Here is an 18,774-nt window from a genome sequence, read left to right as displayed (position 1 = left end):
CCGCGGCGCTTTCAGATTTACCAATGCGGTAAGCTTAATCCCAGCAATGCACCAGAACGGTCATGCCCGTCGCCCTGCGGTTTAACTCGTTGGGCGAGATTTGCGTGCTTTCCTGACTGGGCTGTCCAGACACACCGGCCTGGGTCAACACATCCGTTAGGCGCGCGGCAGTTGCGGCCAGGCTGACCGAAGCGGGCAGGGTGCGCCCTTCGGTCGGAGTTGGCAGCAACATGCCCACCACATTACCGCTGTCGTTGAAGACAGGGCCGCCCGCGTCACCGGGCTGGGCGTTCAGGGCCAGACGTTTCACGCCTTCTTCTCCGTTTAGGCCACGGATATCCGCGATCTGCCCATAGGTCAGGGTCGGAGCGCCAAGCGCACCCTGATAGGAAAAGCCGGATACCGCGATCTCAGACTGAATGCGCGGGGTGTCTGCGCTGAAGGCGGCGACATTCATGGGCGCGAGATTTTGGCTGGGGCGCAGGACCGAAACGCCCAGATCGGCATCGGTCCAGGCCACTTGAACCTCTTGATCGCCGTCCAGTGTGATCCGGGTGCAGTTGTCTGCGGCTTCGGACACGGTCAGAACCGCCCCGCTGGAATCGGCAAAGAAACCCGACCGCGACAGGCGCGGTTTGCGCACCTGCAGGCCCGAGATCAGGTCGATCCGCTGGTCCGCCGATGCCCCGGCTGCTGAATCCAGAACCGCATCAGTGGTCGCAAAGCTTTGCACCATCGCGGCCAGAACGCGCAGGCGACGCGCCTCATCCCCTTCGGGCCAGACCAGAGTGAATCCTTTGATCTGCCCGTCTTTCAGCGTGGCCTGCGTAAACGAAACAATGCCGTTTCCGCGCCCCTCCAGCGAGAACCGATCACCGCGCAGCTCGCGCGCACCATCAAGTGGTACGATTTCCAGTGACTGCATCACTTCATACAGCGCGCGCAGGGTGGATTTGTCGCCTTCCTGCGAGATCAACAGCGCCAGAGCACCGATATCGGAGCTTGATTTGAAATGGACAAACGGGGCCTCGTAGCGGTCAAATTCCAACGCGCCCAGTGGCATGTCCAAAGATGCGCCCGCCTGGTCGTCGGTATAGGATGCCATCCCGACACTGATCAGCGGGGCATTATAGTCATCCATCAGCGCCTTACGCTGCAGCGTTGTCAGAACGCCGGTCGCCTCATAGCCATTGAAACGCTGCCAATCGCCCATCGACCGGCGGGTGCCCTGACCAAATGCGCCATCAATGGACGAGTTATAGAACCCTGCGGCCTGCAACGCAGTTTGCAGGTCTTTGCGTTCCTGTGCGGTCAGCAAACGCTCGGACTGCAGCGCTTCGGCGCGTGTTTCGTCTGTGTCCTGTGGGGCAACCTCTGACAGGTTCTGTTCTGGCTGTGGTTCCGGCTCAACCGGGGGTGCAACTATCCCTCGATCCAGAAGATTAACGCCTACGGGCCAAAATTGCTGACCCAGATCGTTGGAGAACGCAATGAAGCTGTCGCGCGGGATTTGCCCCTCGGCGCGATAGACCCGAAGAACCTGTTCCGCGTCGCTGCGGGCATAGGGGCCGATCACGATGGCGTACCAGCCGCTGTTCAGGCGGAACCCGTTTACATCGGGCAGAGCACTGGCATAGGCCTGCGCACGATCTTGCGCTTCACGCAGCGATGGTTGGGCTTCAACCTGCACCCAAACGCCTTGGTCTTGCTGTGCAGATGCGGTGTGCACTCCCAATAGAAGAAACAAAAGAAATGCCGTCAAAACTCGTGTCATATTCTGCCCGTTTTATGCAGTGTTGATCGTTTGGCGCAGAATACGCGATTTCGCGGTCCAAATACCATGGCGTGAATACGCGGATTTCACTGTGTGGCTGTGCAGATACAGGATGTGCCGATTGGCCCGTTGACGCCCCTTGGCCCCTTGCATAGGAAGGGCGAAACCGACCGGAACCGGGTGCATGTAGCGCCCAAAGGGAATGTCATGACCGAACAGTCCAGCGCACCGCGTTCTTTTCAGGAAATAATCCTGCGGCTTCAGACCTATTGGGCCTCGAAAGGCTGTGCGATTCTGCAGCCTTATGACATGGAGGTCGGGGCAGGGACGTTCCACCCGGCGACCACCTTGCGCGCGCTGGGGTCCAAAGCCTGGGCCGCGGCCTATGTTCAGCCCTCACGCCGTCCGACGGACGGGCGCTATGGAGAAAACCCGAACCGGTTGCAGCACTACTATCAGTATCAGGTGCTGATCAAACCCAGCCCGCCGGATTTGCAGGACCTGTATCTGGGCAGCTTGCAGGCCATCGGGATCGACATGGACCTGCATGATATTCGTTTTGTCGAGGATGACTGGGAAAGCCCAACGCTAGGCGCCTGGGGCTTAGGATGGGAGGTCTGGTGTGACGGGATGGAAGTCAGCCAGTTTACCTATTTCCAACAGGTCGGCGGCCATGATTGTGCTCCGGTCTCGGGCGAACTGACATATGGGCTGGAGCGTCTGGCGATGTATGTGCTGGGCATCGACCATGTGATGGACATGCCGTTCAATGACCCTCAGTCCCCCAGCCCGCTGACCTATGGGGATATCTTCAAGCAAACCGAAGAAGAATACGCCCGCTGGAACTTTGACGTGGCCAATACCGAGGTTCTGCTGCGTCATTTCGAAGAGGCCGAGGCAGAATGCGCCACCATTCTGGCGCAGGAACACGATGATCCCAAGACCGGCAAGCGCATCGTCATGGCGCATCCGGCCTATGACCAGTGCATCAAGGCCAGCCACATCTTCAACCTGCTCGATGCGCGCGGGGTGATCTCGGTCACCGAACGGCAGGCCTATATCGGCCGTGTTCGGGCCTTGGCAAAGCAATGTGCCGATGCCTTTGTCCAGACCGAGGCCGCCGGGTTCGGGGCCTGATGCGCAGCTCAGGCCAATCCGGGCAGCAACACCTTCAGGCCGTCGGCGATCATGCTGATGGCGATGGCCGACAGGATCATGCCCATGAAACGGCTCATGATCACCCGGGCATTTTCGGACAGGCGCTTGGCCAGCGCCGATGCGTTCCAAAACGTAATGAACAACATCGCGACGACGACCAGAAATACACCAGCATAAGCAATGGCTTCAACGGGTTTCTTGATGTGGCTTGCATACAGGATCAGCGTGGTGATCGTGCCTGGGCCAACCAGAATTGGAAAGGCCAGCGGATAAAACGCCACCGTCTCGGGCGCCGGGTAGGACTTTTTCTCCCCTTCGGTTCCGTGATGCGAGCTGCTTTCGTTCCCATTCAGCATGTTCAGCCCGATCATCAGAACAACCAGACCACCTGCCACCCGCAGGTCATCGACGCTGATGCCAAACAGTCCCAGCGCCTGATTGCCGATCAGCGCAAAGGCCGACCCAAGGATCAGGCAGTAGGTCGCTGTTTTCACGGCGACTTTGCGCTGATCCGCAACGGGAAGATCCTGTGTGACACTCAGAAACACGGGCAGATTTGTGACCGGGTTCATGATCGCAAACAGCGCGCCAAAAAATCCGACGGCAAGGGTGGTATCCATGCGTATTGCCTCGTTTCATCCTGTACAGCTGCGGACCCTGTCCTATTTTCTGCCAATATGAAAGAGGCGTCATAGATGACCGGAAAATTGCTCGCTCTGATCCTGTTGTTGTCGGCCGTTTTGGCGGGCGGAGGGATGTATTATCTGCAGGTCTATGGCTTCTATTACGAGGTTGAGCCGCAGCCCGGGCAGGATGTGCTGTTGCTGGCGACGGGGGCGGATCAGCCCCAAGCGATTACCTATACTGCGTTTCAGGCAATCGATGCCGATAGCTCTCCGATTCGCTATCGGGCGTGTTTCGAGACGGACCTGATGCTAGATCAGATGACCGCTTTCACTCCGGTAGAAGACCCCGAGCCCCTGACTGCGCCAGGTTGGTTCGATTGCTATGACGCGCCCGCCTTGGCGGATGCGCTAAAAGGCGGGCAGGCGCAGGCGTTCATGGGCACCAAGAATATTCACTATGGCGTTGATCGCATCGTGGCCGTGACGCAGGACGGCAAGGGCTATGTCTGGCACGCGCTCAACAATTGCGGCGAAAAGGCTTATGACGGTACCGTGGTGGGTGAAGAATGCCCGCCCCGACCGCAGGAATAGGAGAACGCGGTGAGCCATGTCGTCGAAATCCCCGATTTTCTGACGGCCACGCTGGGCTTTGCCGTCTATCTGATCGGGGCCGAGATCAACGCACGGGTTTCTGCGTTGCGCAGCTTCAACATCCCTGAGCCGGTGACAGGGGGGCTGCTGGCATCAATTGTCGTTCTGCTGCTCTACCTGCTGTTTGGCATTGAGCTGTCATTTGGCCTGACAGCCCGTGATTTCCTGCTGGTTCTGTTTTTCGCCGGGATTGGTCTGAACGCGCGCCTGTCGGATCTGATCGCGGGGGGCAAGCCTTTGCTTTTGTTGTTGATCCTGACATTGGCGACCATCGTGTTTCAGAACGTTATCGGTGCTGCGGGTGCGGCGCTGTTTGGTTATCCTGCGCAGGCGGGGGTTCTGTTCGGTTCCGCCGCGCTGATCGGTGGGCATGGAACCGCGATTGCCTGGGCGCCCGAAGTGGCCGCGGCGACAGGGCTGGACGGTGCGACCGAACTAGGCGTTGCTGTTGCGACTTTGGGCTTGGTTCTGGCCGCACTTGTGGGTGGCCCCATTGCACGCCTGCTGATCGAAGGTCGCAACCTCAGCCCCAGTAGGCCCGAGGAAGAACACAGCGTCGGCCTTCCCGAAGACACCACGGAAGCAAAAACCCAGATCAACCACCTGACGATCATGCGGGTATTGCTGTATCTGAACTTGGCAATCATCACGGGATATGGGCTGGATCAGGTGATCAGTGCTACGGGTCTGAAACTGCCCCTGTTCGTGCCCTGCCTGATCATGGGCATTCTCATTTCTAATCTTCGCACGGCCGTCTTTCCGGGCGCGCCCAAAGTGTCACGGACCCCGTCGCTGGCACTGATCTCGGAATTCGCGCTGGGGGCCTTTCTGGCCATGTCGCTCATGAGCCTGCAACTCTGGACAATCGCCGAACTGGGGTTGGCCATTGCAGTGATCATGACGGCGCAGACCCTGTTTGCGGTTCTCTTCGTGCTTTGGGTTCTGTTCCCGGTGATGGGCTCGAACTACCGCGCCGCAGTTCTGGCCGCGGGGTTCGGTGGCTTCGCCCTGGGCGCAACCCCGACCGCAATTGCAAATATGACAGCCGTAACCAAGCGATATGGTCCGTCGCCTATTGCCTTTATCGTGCTGCCCCTTGTATCCGCCTTCTTTGTGGATATCGCCAATGCCATCGTCATTCAGACGATTGTGAATTTCTAAGGACCGACTATGCCCGACCTGTTGATCGAACTGTTCTCTGAAGAGATCCCCGCGCGCATGCAGACCCGCGCTGGAGAGGAGCTGAAAAAGCGGATCACCGATGGTTTGGTCGAGGCCGGTTTGACTTATGCCGGGGCCGCTGCCCTGACCACGCCGCGCCGCCTGACACTGGCGGTCGAAGGGGTACTGTCTGAGAGCCCGACGATCCGTGAGGAACGCAAAGGCCCCAAGGTCGGCGCACCCGACAAAGCCATTGAAGGCTTCTTGCGTGGCGCAGGTCTGACCCGCGACCAGTTGGAAGAACGCGACACGCCCAAAGGCGCTGTTTATTTCGCCTCCATCGAAAAGCCTGGACGCCCGGCGGCTGAGATCGTGGCCGAAGTGCTTGAGGCCACCATTCGCAACTTCCCATGGCCCAAGTCGATGCGCTGGGGCAGTGGCCCGATGCGCTGGGTGCGGCCCTTGCACTCGATCCTGTGCATCCTCAGCGATGAGACGGGCGCGCAGGTTGTGCCATTGGAGGTCGAGGGGATCAAAGCCGGAGACACCACTGAAGGCCACCGTTTCATGGCGCCGAACCGGTTTTCGGTCACATCGTACGAGGATTATGCAGCCCAGCTGAAACGCGCCTTTGTGGTGCTGTCGCCTGAGGAACGCGCCAAACATATCTGGAACGACGCGCAGAACATGGGTTTTGCCGCCGGTCTGGAGGTAGTCGAGGACAAGGGCTTGCTGGCCGAGGTCGCCGGTCTTGTCGAATGGCCTGTGGTGCTGATGGGGCAGATCGACGAGGAGTTTCTGGAACTGCCACCCGAGGTGCTGCAGACGTCGATGAAAGAGCATCAGAAGTTCTTTTCCGTGAAGAACCCTAAAACGGGCCGGATCGAACGCTTCATCACTGTCGCCAACCGTGAAACCGCCGACAACGGCGCGACCATTCTGGCGGGGAACCAAAAGGTGCTGTCGGCCCGTCTGGCCGACGCCAAGTTCTTTTGGGAGAATGACCTGCGCGTTGCCAAGTCAGACATCGCCCAATGGACCCGCGCGTTGGAGAATGTGACTTTCCACAACAAGCTCGGCACGCAGGCGGAACGGATCGATCGCATCGCCGCATTGACCCGCGAACTGGCCCCGGTGGTCGGAGCGGATGCGGATCAGGCCGAGAAAGCCGCACGTCTGGCCAAGGCCGATCTGAGTTCCGAGATGGTCTATGAATTCCCCGAACTTCAGGGGCTTATGGGCCGATATTACATCGAAGCCGCGGGCGAAGATGCCGCCGTGGCCGCCGTGGCGCAGGAGCATTACTCGCCATTGGGGCCGTCGGATGACGTGCCCGCTGCGCCGCTTTCGGTGACCGTGGCGCTGGCAGATAAGTTGGACACGCTGACCGGGTTCTGGGCGATTGATGAGAAGCCGACCGGGTCGAAAGACCCGTTTGCGCTGCGCCGTGCGGCGTTAGGTGCTATTCGACTGATCTTGGATAACAATCTGCGTATCAGATTGGACCGCTTCTTTGATAGCCAGTTGGTTCGCGCGGAGAGCGCTGTTAATGAGGCGCTTCCGGATGCGAGTGTCCGCGACCTTTTGGAGGAAATCGCGGATCATGGCGTCTTTGGCGCTGCATTCCAGACTGTTAAGGACAAAATTGTAGGATTGCCTGCGGCTGCTTTTCTGGAGCTCGAGAATAAGGTTCCTGACGCATCCGACGATCTCCTCTCGTTCTTCCACGACCGCCTTAAGGTCTTCCTCCGCGATGAGGGCATCCGGCATGACATCATCGACGCCTGTATCGCGATGGACGGCAATGATGACCTTAACCTGCTCGTCAAACGCGCCCGTGCTCTGAATGCGGTGATCTCGACCGAGGATGGGGAAAACCTTGTGCAAGGGTTCAAGCGGGCCAACAACATTCTGACGCAGGCCGAGGAGAAAGACGGGGTCGAATACTCCTACGGCGCGGATGTAAAATTTGCCGAGACGGATAGCGAAAAGGCGCTATTTGCCGCCTTGGATCAGGCGCAGGCGCAGATTGATCCGGCGTTGAAAGCCGAGGATTTCCCGACCGCCATGGCCGCCATGGCAAGCTTGCGCGGGCCGGTGGATGCGTTCTTTGAGGATGTGCAGGTCAACACCGACAATGACATCCTGCGCCGCAACCGCCTGAACCTGCTGAGCCAAATCCGCACGATCTGTTCCAGCGTTGCTGATCTGACCAAGATCGAAGGATAAGCCAGATCGCCCTTGCGCCGTTGGTGCAAGGGCTTATGCTGCGGCGAAGCTAAAAGGTGCCGCAGTGCAGAATAACCCGCATACCACGCTCATCACGTCCCAAGCACCCGTTGCCGCCAGTACCCATGGCGGGCGGGCCAAATGTTTGCAACGCCTTGTCCGGCTGGACCTACCAGTGCCGCGCACTGTGGCGCTGTCCTTTGATCTTGTGCAACAGATTGCCGATGGTCAGGTGCCGGATATTACCGCGATTTTGGAACAGTTTGACGACACGGCGCTGCTGTGCGTGCGGCCCAGTTCCGAAGACCCTGATTGGGGCGGTCCGGGTGCGGTTCTGAACATCGGGATGAACGATGCGCGCTATGTGGACCTGTCTGATCAGATGGGGGCCGAAGCCGCCGCCGCGCTATATCTGAGATTTGTTCAAAGCTACGCCATCCATGTCGCGCGGCTGGATGCGGATGTGTTTGATGACATCGAAGCTGATGGCAGCGAAGGGCTAAAGCTGTCTCTGCGTGCCTATGAAGATGAGACCGACGAGGCCTTTCCGCAGGATCGCGGAGAGCAGTTGGTCGGCGTCTTACGATCCATGGCGCGGGCGTGGGATGGCACGTCGGCCCGGTTGCTGCGTCAGGCGAAAGGGGCCCCGGCGGATGCAGGGCTTGGGCTGGTCATTCAGGAAATGATCCCCGGTGTCGGGCAGGGTGAATGCGGCTCGGGCGTGCTGCAACTGGTTGATATCACAACCGGAATGCCACAGATTACCGGGCGGTATCTAAGCCAGAGCCAGGGACGCGATGCTTTGGGCGAAGGTGTTGCGGCGCTGTACTTGGAAAAAGACCCGCGCGGGCAGTCGCTGGAAGAACTGGCGCCCAAAGCCTTTGCCGATCTCAAAGCGCAAGCCGCGCTGATGCGCGAGAAACTGCGCGAGGAAATGCAGGTCGAGTTCGTGATCGAAAACGGTCATGTGCATATTTTGGATGGTGTGCGTGTGCAGCGATCCGCCCGTGCAGCGATGCGCATTGCTGTAAGGCTTGCCGAAGACGGGATCATCCCGCCGCAAGAGGCGGTGATGCGTGTCGATCCGCACGCGCTGAACGAGCTGTTGCACCGTCAGGTCCATCCCGACGCAAAACGCGATATCCTGACAACCGGAATTGCGGCCAGCCCAGGTGCCTCGACCGGTAAGATCGTGTTCACTGCGCCAGAGGCGCAGGCCAGTGCGGCACGGGGGGAAGCCTGTATTCTGGTCCGCCGCGAAACCTCGCCTGAGGATGTGCGGGGGATGCATGCGGCAGTCGCGGTTCTGACCGAAAAGGGCGGCATGACCAGCCACGCGGCGGTGATCGGGCGCGGGCTGGGCCTGCCTTGCATCGTCGGGGCGTCGGGGATGCGCTTCCAGACCAAGAAAAAGCTTCTGACTGCGCCGGATGGACGGACGTTCAAAACCGGGGATGTTCTAACCATCGACGGGACGTCAGGGCAGGTTCTGGCGGGGCAGCCCGCGATGCTGGAAGCCGCTTTGGACGATTGTTTTCAAACACTTATGGGCTGGGCAGACGCCGAGCGGGATATTGCGATCCGGGCCAATGCGGACACACCGGCAGACGCCCAAACCGCGCGCAATTTCGAGGCGCAAGGCATCGGACTGTGCCGGACCGAACATATGTTCTTTGACCCCGGCCGCCTGATCGTAATGCGCGAGATGATCTTTGCTCAGACGCCGTCGGGGCGGTCTGCAGTGCTGGAACGGCTGCTGCCCATGCAGCGCGAGGATTTCATCCAGCTGTTCCGGATCATGGAGGGTCAGCCGGTCTGTATCCGCCTGTTTGATCCACCGTTGCATGAGTTTTTGCCGACCACACGCAGTGGCCAGCGCGAACTGGCCGAAGCCTTGGATTTACCTGTTTCTGACGTCGAACGCCGAGTCGAGGAGATGTCGGAATACAATCCGATGCTGGGCATGCGCGGTGTGCGGCTTGGCGTCACCGTTCCCGAAATATACGACATGCAGGCGCGCGCGATCTTTGAGGCCACGTTGGAGGCCCGCAAAAACGGCGCGCCGGTTGTACCCGAGGTTATGATCCCGCTGGTCTCGGCCAAGCGTGAGGTTGAGCTGGTCAAATCCCGCATCGACTCGGTGGCTGCGGCAGTCGCGTCGGAGCAGGGGCAGGAATTTGAATATCGGCTTGGCGTCATGGTTGAAACACCGCGCGCCTGTCTGCGGGCCGAGGAGATTGCACCACATACCTCTTTCCTGAGCTTCGGGACCAATGACCTGACGCAGATGACGTATGGCCTATCGCGCGATGATGCGGGTCGGTTCATGTCGGCCTATGTCCGGCAGGGGGTGTTTACCGAAGATCCGTTCCATGTACTGGACCCGGATGGGGTGGGGGAGTTGCTGAAACTTGGCGCGGAACGCGGACGTTTGGCCAAGCCCGATGTCACCCTGTCGGTCTGTGGTGAACATGGGGGTAACCCCGAATCAATCGCCATTTGCCGTGATCTTGGGTTTGACTATGTTTCCTGCTCCCCGTTCCGGGTGCCTGTCGCTCGGCTGGCTGCCGCTCAACTGGCGATTTCGTCCAGACTTGGGGGTTGACAGTGGCCTGAAACCCAAGAAATAGTGGGTTACAGGCAGTCTTGTGGAGAATTTTTTCTTCTCCACGAGCAATTTTCCACTTGCTTTTTCTTCTGATCTGGACGTTTGCGCCAGACTGCGCTAAATGCCTCGTCGCGCCCGCCGGGGGAGGGTTTGGCGCGTTAAGTGCCTGTGCGAGGTTATCTGATGCTACGTTACATAATGGCTGTTGCCACATTGGCAGCAACCATGCTGCCAACTGCTTCCTTCGCCGAGAGGGAAGCAACCGATTCTGCTAAGCAAGAACTTGTCGCCCGCAATGAACTGCCGGCGCAAAGTTTCCGTGACTATTTTAAATTGTTCAAGCCGCGCAAATCGGCTGAACCCATTCAAGTCTCCTACTCCAAGGACTGGCTGGACCAGCAACCGAAGGCCACCGGGGATGAAAACTGGCGCTGCCTCGCGGAGGCGCTGTATTTCGAAGCCCGTGGTGAGAGTGTGCGCGGTCAGTTTGCCGTGGCCGAAGTGATCCTGAACCGGGTCAAAAGCAGCCGCTTTCCTGACAGCCTGTGTGGGGTGATCCGTCAGGGTACTGGCAAGAAGTATCAATGTCAGTTCACCTATACCTGCGATGGCCGCAAAGAGGTGATCCACGAACAGAAAGCGTTCGAACGCGTATCAAAAGTGGCGCGCGCGGCGATCGACGGGGTGTCCAAGGAATTGACCGAAGGGGCGACCCACTATCACACGACGGCTGTGAGCCCGTCCTGGTCGCGGGTCTACAAGCAGACCGCCAAGATCGGTGTGCATGTTTTCTATCGTCACAACTACCGGACGGCGAGCAACTGATTGACGCACCCGCGCTGGAAGCTTGATGGCGCGAGGCGAATTGCCGTCTATATTGCGGGTCAGGAGGCCCGCAATGCCAATCAATCGAAGACAACTCCTGAAAGCCGCAGCAGCAGCGTCGCTGCTGCCGGGTGCGGTGAAGGCTGAGTTCCCACAGCTCGAAGCGCGCGTTGCCCGTCAGCGCCTAGCGCCAGAGGGATTTCCTGAAACGGAAATCTGGGGATTTGAGGGTACGGTTCCGGGCCAGACACTGAAGTTTCGGCAAGGGGATCGTGTTCAGCGCCGCTTAATAAACAAGCTTCCTCAGCCAACATCGATCCATTGGCATGGCATTCGTATCGACAATGCGATGGACGGGGTTCCGGGCCTGACGCAACAAGCCGTCGCACCAGATGGGACCTTCGATTATGACTTTGTCGTCCCTGATGCGGGCACTTATTGGTATCATGCTCATAATCGCTCGGTCGAACAGGTCGCGCGCGGGCTCTATGGGCCCTTGATTGTCGAAGAAGCCGCCGCCGCCGACGTAGATCAGGACTTGACCCTGATGCTGGATGACTGGCGTCTGGACCCGGAAACAGCTCAGATTTCCGATGATTTCAACAATGGCCATGATCTGAGCCATGCGGGTCGCCTTGGGAATATCGTCACCGTCAATGGCGTATTTGATCCAGCCTTCCGGGTGCGCCGAAACCAGCGTCTCAGGCTCCGCCTGATCAATGCATCAAACGCCCGGATATACGACCTGGACCTCGACGGCCTGACTGGGTGGATTGTCGCGCTGGATGGGATGCCTCTGGAATCCCCGCTGAGGGTCGCCGACACTTTCCCGTTGGCCCCCGCACAGAGGGTCGATTTGATTGTCGATGTTCTTGCCCAGACCACAGCAAGTCTGGTCAGCGTCGAGCGAGACGGCGCCTTTGGTCTGGTGCGGTTCGATGTGAAAGAAAGCGCGGCCCGTGCCCCGCGTGATGGCATAGCTTCCCTGCCGCGCAATCCCGTGCCCGAGGTGACGCAGATCAGCACCGCCCCGTTGCACCAGATGGTTTTGCAGGGCGGGGCGATGCGTTGGTTGCAAAGCGCGAGACTTGGCGGTGCTGAATTGTCAGGCCGTGAACTGGCGCAGCTTGGGCGGTTCTGGGCGTTGAACGGTATCGCCGAGCGCCCATCTGATCCGTTTCTGGACGCCGCGCGAGGTAGCATTCACCGGATTGCATTCGTAAACGAAACCGCTTTCCCACATGCCATGCATCTGCATGGTCACCACTTCCGTCTGGTGCTGGAGGATGGGTCGCTGGGTCCCTGGCGTGATACGGTTTTGGTCGAGCGTGGGCAAACCCGGCAGGTGGTACTGGTCGCGGATAATCCGGGTGATTGGCTGCTGCATTGCCACATGCTGGGGCACGCCGCCGCTGGGATGATGATCTGGTTTCGCGTCACCTGACGCCGCAATCAGCGGTTGGAATGGCGTTTGTATGGATGTTATAGGCCCTCGAAACGCCTAAACTGGGCGAACTGTTTTACGAGCCGGAAAAGGCCTGATCCATGAGTTCTGAAATCCGCCTTGCCTTTGCGCACCCGTCTGAACGGTCCGAGGCGACCTCGCCCAGGGGGGCGCTGGATCGCATCTCGCTTCGCGATCACATCGTCGAAGTTGAGATCGGAGCTTTTCAGGCCGAGCGCGGCACGACCCAGCGCATCTGCTTTAACATCGTTGTCGAAGTCCGCCCGCTGACCGCGGATATTGACGATGACGTGGATCGTATCCTGTCCTATGACCGCGTGACCGAAGCGATTGCCTATGAACTGGCGGCAGAGCGTCTGAACCTTCTAGAAACGCTGGCCGAACGTGTGGCCGAGCGTATCTTGCTTGAGCCACAAGCTGTGCGCGTGTTTGTCCGGATCGAGAAACTGGATCGCGGCCCCGGCGCATTAGGGGTCGAAATCGTGCGCGGCAAGGATGCCGTGCATCATGACGTCGTCGAAGAGGAACGTCCGCATCCGCGTCTGGTTTTCCTTTCGAATGAGGCCATTGCATCTGGCAATCTGAAAGGCTGGATCGATCAGTTGGAAAATCGCCAGCGCCCGCTGATCCTGTGTGTTGGCGCCTCTGATCTGGTGGTGCCGCAGACCGGCCACGCCATGACTCAGCGCCGGATCGACCTGCTGTCCATCGAACAAAACGCATGGGTTTTGGCCGCACGTGATCATCGCTGTGTGGTTGTTTCAACTCGAACCGAGTTGGATTGGGCGATGAAAAACGGCCAAATCTGTGTTTGGGCCCCTTCCAAGATTGTGTTGGATGCAGTTGATGGTCCGTCGGCTGCGCCTTCGAACGCGGTTGCTCTGGCGGCATGGTTTGCCGCGACATTCGAGGCCAGCGAGATGATGGTTATCGGAGGAGAGTTGCCGAAAGAGCCCAAGACCCCGTTGCGCGCGGTTGCCGTCGATCAGGCACAATTGTGAGGGAATACTATCGCCCGCTCGTTCAACATGGCGCGGCTCGGCCCGATGGCGCTGTGCCATTGGCGGGTCAGGCGCTTTGGTTCACCCATGTCGAGGTTTTGTCGCGGGATCGCGCACCAGGTGTCGTCGTGGCGGCGGAGGTCCCGGCTGATCAGTTGGATTGCCTCAGCCGTCCTCGCGCATCCATTGCGGGCCTGGATATGGCACAACCACAGATCATGGGCATTCTGAACGCCACGCCGGACAGTTTCTCGGATGGGGGTGTACATAGCACCGTCGACGCGGCGCGTGCAGGCGCGGCTGATATGGTCGCTCATGGCGCAACCATTCTGGATATCGGTGGCGAATCCACGCGACCCGGCGCAGATTTTATCCCAGAAGACGAAGAAATAGCCCGGACACGCCCGCTGATCGAAGCGATCCGGGCCGAAACAGATGCTTTGATTTCAATCGACACTCGCAAGGCGGCGGTGGCCAAAGCAGCCTGCGCAGCCGGGGCGGGTTTGGTCAACGATGTTTCGGGCTTTACTTTCGACCCCAAGCTTGCTCCGTTCTGCGCCGGGCTCGGCGCGCCGGTTTGTGTGATGCATATGCAGGGCGATCCGGCCACGATGCAGGACGACCCGCAATATGATAACGTCGTGCTGGACGTTTACGATTTTCTGGAAGGCCAGATCGCTCGTCTTGAGGCGATGGGCCTGAACCGGGACCTGATCATCGTCGATCCGGGCATCGGTTTTGGCAAAACCGAACAGCACAATCTGGACCTTCTGCGCAATCTCAGCCTGTTTCACGGGTTGGGTTGCCCGATTCTGCTGGGCGTGTCGCGCAAGGGGTTTATCGGTTCCATCGGGAAAGAGCCGCAAAAAACCGCCCGTGCACCGGGATCAATCGCTCTGGCTCTGGACGGATTGTCCCAAGGTGTGCAGATCATCCGCGTGCATGATGTGACTGAGACCGCTCAGGCCTTGCGTCTATGGGCTGCGGTCCGGTAATCCGGTCTCAACGATTTTGGTGAGGGGTCATTGATGCGCAAGTTGTTCGGAACCGATGGTGTGCGGGGCACGGCCAATACACATCCGATGACCGCAGAAATGGCTTTGCGTATCGGGGCTGCGGTTGGGCGGTATTTCCGCCGCGATGCCTCAGGCGTGCACCGCGTGGTCATTGGCAAGGATACCCGCCTGTCCGGCTATATGCTGGAAAACGCGCTGACAGCAGGTTTGACCTCAACTGGGATGAACGTGCTGCTGCTGGGTCCGGTGCCGACACCCGCAGTGGGTCTGATGACTCGGTCCATGCGCGCCGATCTGGGGGTGATGATCTCGGCCAGCCACAACCCGGCCATCGACAATGGGATCAAGTTCTTTGGTCCTGATGGGTTCAAACTGTCTGATCAGGCAGAGATCGAGATCGAGCGCCTGATCGAAGAGGGTGTCAACCCGGCCCAGGCACAGAATATCGGCCGCGCTCGCCGCGTCGACGATGCGCGTTTTCGCTATGGCGAGCGGATCAAATCCTCTCTGCCGCGCGATGTGCGACTGGATGGCCTTAAGGTTGTGATCGACTGCGCCAATGGTGCAGCGCACCGCACCGCACCGGAGGTGCTGTGGGAGTTGGGCGCCGAGGTGATCCCCGTTGGCATTGCCCCGAACGGTAAAAACATCAACCTCAACTGCGGATCGACACAGCCGCAATTGGCTGCAGAGACCGTAGTGGCGCATGGCGCGCATGTGGGGATTTGCCTGGATGGCGATGCGGATCGGGTCGTCGTTATTGATGAGACTGGAAAAGTAGCGGATGGCGATCAGTTGATGGCCTTGCTGGCCTCGGCCTGGGCCAAGTCTGGCCAGTTGAAAGGCGGCGCTTTGGTCGCCACCGTTATGTCTAACCTTGGGCTAGAACGGCATTTGCAGTCGCAGGGTTTGCAGCTGGAACGCACGGCGGTTGGGGACCGCTACGTTGTCGAACGCATGCGCGAGGGCGGCTTCAATCTGGGCGGCGAACAATCCGGCCATATCGTGATGAGTGACTACGCCACCACGGGTGATGGTCTGATGGCTGGCCTGCATTTTCTGGCGGAAATGGTTCTGTCGGGCCGCAAGGCCTCGGACCTGGCACAGCAGTTCGAGACCGTGCCGCAACTGCTTAAGAACGTCCGCTATGCTGCCGGTCAGGCCCCGCTTGAGGCGCAAAACGTTAAAGCGGCTATTGCCGATGCTGAGGCCCGCCTGAACGGGCAGGGGCGTCTGTTGATCCGAAAATCAGGCACAGAACCATTGATCCGAGTGATGGCAGAATGCGAGGATGATGCGCTTCTGTCTCAGGTGGTCGATGGCATCGTCGCCGAGGTCGAAGCGGCTGCCGGCTAGCGGCCGATCAGCAATTTACGCAGGCTGAACCACTGGCTGATCGCCAGCCCGGTCAGGATCATCGCCAGCGCGATGAAGAATCGCAGTGGCAGCGCCTCGGACAGAACCCAGGCACCGAATACCATCGACCAGATCGGAACCTGATAGTTCACCAGCGTCAGAAACACCGAACCGGCGCTGCGAATGATCGAGACCCGCAGAAGCGTTGCAAAGGCGGTCGGAACCAGCCCGAGGAGGATGATGGCAAGACCAGAGCGTGTGCCTTCCCATTTCGGTAACCCTTCAATGACCAGCATAAGCGGCAGCAAGCAAACTGCGCCGACCACGAGCGTTAGTGCGGCCAGGGTCACCGGGTCGATGGGCGGGCAGCGTCGGGTGAAGATCGAGGCCACGGAATAGCACAGCGCAGCTGTGATGCAGGCAAGCTGGGCCAAAGGTTCGGCGCCTTGTCCAATCTGGGCAAGCCCCGGACCGATCAGCACCAAAGCCCCGGCAAACCCCAGCGAAACGCCAAGCATACGGCGCGCATTCAGTGGCTCATCGGAAAAGAAATGGGCAAGCGGTAGAACCATTAACGGTATCGCTGCCATGGAGAGACCAGCGAATGCTGAAGGCACATATTGCTGCCCCCAGCTGAGCAGCATGAAGGGTAGGGCAGTTGACAAGAGCCCGATGATGGTAATCGCCCCCCAAAGGTGGCGATCCGGTCCGGGCAACCTGCGACCGGTGACAGCCATCAACCCCAGCAAAGTGATTGCCCCGAGCGTCGTCCGCGCTGTTGCGACGGTCACGGGTCCATAACCTTCGAGCGCCATGGCAACCACCATGAACGTGCCGCCCCAGATGAGGCCGAGTGAAATCACACCACTCCAATCGCGGTAGTTGGGGTCTTGAACCATAATTCCCCTTATCCTTTGATTTTATAGATGTCACGTGCCTGAGGTTGACAATATGTAAGTCATAACTTACGGTAAGTTATGACTTACCATGATGCATTCTCAGCCCTAGGTGATCCAACGCGCCTAAAGGTTTTCGAAGCGGTGGCGGCCCGGCCTTCTGCGGTCGGGGCCTTGGCGGAAACGCTACCCGTCAGCCGCCCAGCGGTATCGCAGCATCTGAAGGTTTTGTCTGACGCCGGATTGGTCGAATGCCGATCAGAAGGGACGCGTCGTATTTACTTTGCACGTCCAGATGGGTTGGACAGCATACGGGCATGGCTGGAAAGACACTGGTCGGACGTGCTGGGCAGTTTTGCAGAAGAAATCAATCGGGAAAGGCACGATGTATGACCAATCCAATTGTCAAATCTATTACCGTGAATGCTGCGCCGAATAGGGCTTTTGATGTTTTCGTTCATCGCGTTGCAAACTGGTGGCCGCTGGACGGCCATGCAGTGTCGGCCTCCAAGGGAAAACCAGCGCTGGCGGTCATGATCGAGCCTTGGGTTGGTGGTGCGGTGTACGAAACCATGTGCGATGGCGAAAGGGCCGACTGGGGCGAGGTGCTGGTCTATGAAGACGGGCGGCGCGTGGCGTTCACTTGGCATCCTGGCACGAACAAGGACTTTCCCACGCAGGTTGAAGTGCTTTTTGAAGAGAGCGATCCCGGCAAAACCCTTGTAACACTGACCCATTCGGGGTGGGAAGTCTGGGCTGCAGAGGCGCCGGAGAAACGGGGCGGATACGATACAGGCTGGGAATTTGTTCTCGGCGAGTGTTACGCCAACGCATTCACGAAATAGAAAGGGCGACCACTTGGGTCGCCCTAACTCTGACGTGTGTCAGGTTTAGTTCTTTTCTTTGTCGACCATCTTACCGGCCGAGATCCAGGGCATCATGGCACGCAGTTTTGCACCGGTTTCTTCGATCATGTGCTCGTCATTGGCACGGCGCGACGCTTTGATAGTCGGCTGGCCAACGGCGTTTTCCAGCATGAAGTCGCGAACGAATTTACCCTGCTGGATGTCGTCCAGAACCGCTTTCATGCGGGCTTTGGTCTCATCGTATTTCAGGATACGCGGGCCGGTGACGTACTGACCGTATTCTGCAGTGTTCGAGATCGAGTAATCCATGTTGGCGATGCCGCCTTCATAGATCAGGTCGACGATCAGCTTCACTTCGTGCAGGCATTCGAAATAGGCCATCTCGGGTGCGTAGCCTGCCTCGACCAGAGTTTCAAAGCCGCAGCGGATCAGTTCGACCAGACCACCGCACAGAACGGCCTGTTCGCCGAACAGGTCGGTTTCACACTCTTCGCGGAAGTTGGTTTCGATGATGCCCGAGCGACCGCCACCAATAGCCGAGCAGTAGGACAGGCCGATTTCCAGCGCTTTGCCGGTTGCGTCATTGTCGACAGCAACAAGGCAAGGCACGCCGCCGCCTTTGGTGTATTCGCCACGCACGGTGTGACCGGGACCTTTGGGGGCCATCATGATGACGTCGACGCCTTCTTTCGGCTCGATCAGACCAAAGTGGACGTTCAGGCCGTGGGCAAACGCGATCGCAGCACCCGGCTTGATGTTGTCGTGGACGTATTTCTTATAGGTTTCGGCCTGCAATTCGTCGGGCATGGTGAACATGATGACATCGCACCATGCTGCCGCTTCGGCGATACCCATCACTTGCAGTCCTTCACCTTCGGCTTTCTTGGCTGAGGGCGAGCCTTCGCGCAAGGCGATGACAAGGTTCTTGGCGCCCGAGTCGCGCAGGTTCAGCGCGTGAGCGTGTCCTTGGCTGCCATAGCCCAGGATGGCCACTTTCTTGTCCTTGATCAGGTTGATGTCGCAATCGCGATCGTAATAGACGCGCATTTTGCCGGTCCTTTCTGTTTCGATTGATTTGCTTTTACCGGGGGTTTTTCCGATTGGCGAGCGTGTTGGCATCATGTATTCACAGAAAATAAGAA

At 58.9% G+C, this 18,774-nt stretch carries 16 protein-coding genes; 12 read left to right on the top strand and 4 right to left on the bottom strand.

The features are described from left to right. Window positions 1–34 precede the first annotated feature (34 nt). The gene (locus tag AC2FFE_RS01755) at window positions 35–1,774 is read right to left on the bottom strand and encodes a serine protease (protein ID WP_496818633.1); all 1,740 of its coding nucleotides are present in this window, start codon (window positions 1,772–1,774) and stop codon (window positions 35–37) included. 207 nt (window positions 1,775–1,981) lie between these two features. Here AC2FFE_RS01755 and AC2FFE_RS01750 point away from each other — a divergent pair, with 207 nt between their 5' ends. After that, window positions 1,982–2,911: a glycine--tRNA ligase subunit alpha gene (locus tag AC2FFE_RS01750; protein WP_496818778.1), complete on the top strand. Its 930-nt coding sequence runs from the start codon at window positions 1,982–1,984 to the stop codon at window positions 2,909–2,911. Between the two features lie 8 nt (window positions 2,912–2,919). Here AC2FFE_RS01750 and AC2FFE_RS01745 read toward each other — a convergent pair whose 3' ends face one another. Then, window positions 2,920–3,552 (bottom strand): MarC family protein, encoded by a 633-nt coding sequence (locus tag AC2FFE_RS01745; protein WP_496818632.1) that lies wholly within the window; start codon window positions 3,550–3,552, stop codon window positions 2,920–2,922. A gap of 75 nt (window positions 3,553–3,627) precedes the next feature. On the opposite strand from AC2FFE_RS01745, the gene AC2FFE_RS01740 reads away from it, so the two are divergent. The 9 genes from AC2FFE_RS01740 to glmM all read left to right on the top strand — a co-directional run bounded on the left by AC2FFE_RS01740 (window position 3,628) and on the right by glmM (window position 15,870). Continuing rightward, window positions 3,628–4,149 carry a DUF6446 family protein gene (locus tag AC2FFE_RS01740; protein WP_496845686.1) on the top strand — a complete coding sequence of 174 codons (522 nt, stop codon included), beginning with the start codon at window positions 3,628–3,630 and terminating at the stop codon, window positions 4,147–4,149. A gap of 9 nt (window positions 4,150–4,158) precedes the next feature. Continuing rightward, on the top strand, window positions 4,159–5,370 hold the full coding sequence (gltS, locus tag AC2FFE_RS01735) for a sodium/glutamate symporter (protein WP_480827560.1): 1,212 nt from the start codon (window positions 4,159–4,161) through the stop codon (window positions 5,368–5,370). Window positions 5,371–5,379: 9 nt separating this feature from the next. Beyond that, window positions 5,380–7,599: a glycine--tRNA ligase subunit beta gene (gene glyS, locus AC2FFE_RS01730; RefSeq protein WP_496818629.1), complete on the top strand. Its 2,220-nt coding sequence runs from the start codon at window positions 5,380–5,382 to the stop codon at window positions 7,597–7,599. 64 nt (window positions 7,600–7,663) lie between these two features. Next, window positions 7,664–10,204: a putative PEP-binding protein gene (locus AC2FFE_RS01725; protein WP_496818628.1), complete on the top strand. Its 2,541-nt coding sequence runs from the start codon at window positions 7,664–7,666 to the stop codon at window positions 10,202–10,204. Window positions 10,205–10,390: 186 nt separating this feature from the next. Next, complete coding sequence (locus AC2FFE_RS01720) at window positions 10,391–11,032, top strand: cell wall hydrolase (protein ID WP_496818777.1); 642 nt, start codon at window positions 10,391–10,393, stop codon at window positions 11,030–11,032. Between the two features lie 73 nt (window positions 11,033–11,105). Then, window positions 11,106–12,476 (top strand): multicopper oxidase family protein, encoded by a 1,371-nt coding sequence (locus AC2FFE_RS01715; RefSeq protein WP_496845685.1) that lies wholly within the window; start codon window positions 11,106–11,108, stop codon window positions 12,474–12,476. Window positions 12,477–12,577: 101 nt separating this feature from the next. Further along, window positions 12,578–13,498 (top strand): dihydroneopterin aldolase, encoded by a 921-nt coding sequence (locus AC2FFE_RS01710; protein ID WP_496845684.1) that lies wholly within the window; start codon window positions 12,578–12,580, stop codon window positions 13,496–13,498. Continuing rightward, entirely contained in the window at window positions 13,495–14,493 is a 999-nt protein-coding gene (folP, locus tag AC2FFE_RS01705) for a dihydropteroate synthase (RefSeq protein ID WP_496818625.1), read from the top strand. The genes AC2FFE_RS01710 and folP overlap by 4 nt, the downstream gene beginning before the upstream one ends. Window positions 14,494–14,526: 33 nt before the next feature. After that, window positions 14,527–15,870 carry a phosphoglucosamine mutase gene (glmM, locus tag AC2FFE_RS01700; RefSeq protein ID WP_496818624.1) on the top strand — a complete coding sequence of 448 codons (1,344 nt, stop codon included), beginning with the start codon at window positions 14,527–14,529 and terminating at the stop codon, window positions 15,868–15,870. On the opposite strand, the gene AC2FFE_RS01695 is transcribed toward glmM, so the two are convergent. Further along, a complete protein-coding gene (locus AC2FFE_RS01695; RefSeq protein ID WP_496845683.1) occupies window positions 15,867–16,769 on the bottom strand; it encodes a DMT family transporter in 903 nt (300 codons plus the stop codon). The two genes, glmM and AC2FFE_RS01695, sit on opposite strands and share 4 nt — an antisense overlap. Before the next feature lie 78 nt (window positions 16,770–16,847). On the opposite strand from AC2FFE_RS01695, the gene AC2FFE_RS01690 reads away from it, so the two are divergent. Further along, complete coding sequence (locus AC2FFE_RS01690; RefSeq protein ID WP_496845682.1) at window positions 16,848–17,159, top strand: ArsR/SmtB family transcription factor; 312 nt, start codon at window positions 16,848–16,850, stop codon at window positions 17,157–17,159. Next, window positions 17,156–17,611: an SRPBCC domain-containing protein gene (locus AC2FFE_RS01685; protein WP_496845681.1), complete on the top strand. Its 456-nt coding sequence runs from the start codon at window positions 17,156–17,158 to the stop codon at window positions 17,609–17,611. Before AC2FFE_RS01690 ends, AC2FFE_RS01685 begins: the two co-directional genes overlap by 4 nt. Window positions 17,612–17,656: 45 nt before the next feature. Here the strand turns inward: AC2FFE_RS01685 and ilvC are convergent, their stop codons facing one another. Continuing rightward, the gene (gene ilvC / locus AC2FFE_RS01680) at window positions 17,657–18,679 is read right to left on the bottom strand and encodes a ketol-acid reductoisomerase (protein WP_170689671.1); all 1,023 of its coding nucleotides are present in this window, start codon (window positions 18,677–18,679) and stop codon (window positions 17,657–17,659) included. Window positions 18,680–18,774 lie beyond the last annotated feature (95 nt).

Source organism: Ruegeria sp. YTSA168 (assembly GCF_059610045.1).
Note: the sequence above shows the minus strand (reverse complement) of the source record. Positions and strands in the feature narration are given on the sequence as shown.

Coding starts and splice junctions, on each gene's coding strand:
- ilvC (WP_170689671.1), bottom strand. CDS start 18,679: ATGCGCGTCTATTACGATCGCGATTGCGACATCAACCTGATCAAGGAC.
- AC2FFE_RS01685 (WP_496845681.1), top strand. CDS start 17,156: ATGACCAATCCAATTGTCAAATCTATTACCGTGAATGCTGCGCCGAAT.
- glmM (WP_496818624.1), top strand. CDS start 14,527: ATGCGCAAGTTGTTCGGAACCGATGGTGTGCGGGGCACGGCCAATACA.
- glyS (WP_496818629.1), top strand. CDS start 5,380: ATGCCCGACCTGTTGATCGAACTGTTCTCTGAAGAGATCCCCGCGCGC.
- AC2FFE_RS01755 (WP_496818633.1), bottom strand. CDS start 1,774: ATGACACGAGTTTTGACGGCATTTCTTTTGTTTCTTCTATTGGGAGTG.
- AC2FFE_RS01690 (WP_496845682.1), top strand. CDS start 16,848: ATGACTTACCATGATGCATTCTCAGCCCTAGGTGATCCAACGCGCCTA.
- AC2FFE_RS01710 (WP_496845684.1), top strand. CDS start 12,578: ATGAGTTCTGAAATCCGCCTTGCCTTTGCGCACCCGTCTGAACGGTCC.
- AC2FFE_RS01695 (WP_496845683.1), bottom strand. CDS start 16,769: ATGGTTCAAGACCCCAACTACCGCGATTGGAGTGGTGTGATTTCACTC.
- AC2FFE_RS01715 (WP_496845685.1), top strand. CDS start 11,106: ATGCCAATCAATCGAAGACAACTCCTGAAAGCCGCAGCAGCAGCGTCG.
- AC2FFE_RS01740 (WP_496845686.1), top strand. CDS start 3,628: ATGACCGGAAAATTGCTCGCTCTGATCCTGTTGTTGTCGGCCGTTTTG.
- AC2FFE_RS01750 (WP_496818778.1), top strand. CDS start 1,982: ATGACCGAACAGTCCAGCGCACCGCGTTCTTTTCAGGAAATAATCCTG.
- AC2FFE_RS01720 (WP_496818777.1), top strand. CDS start 10,391: ATGCTACGTTACATAATGGCTGTTGCCACATTGGCAGCAACCATGCTG.
- AC2FFE_RS01745 (WP_496818632.1), bottom strand. CDS start 3,552: ATGGATACCACCCTTGCCGTCGGATTTTTTGGCGCGCTGTTTGCGATC.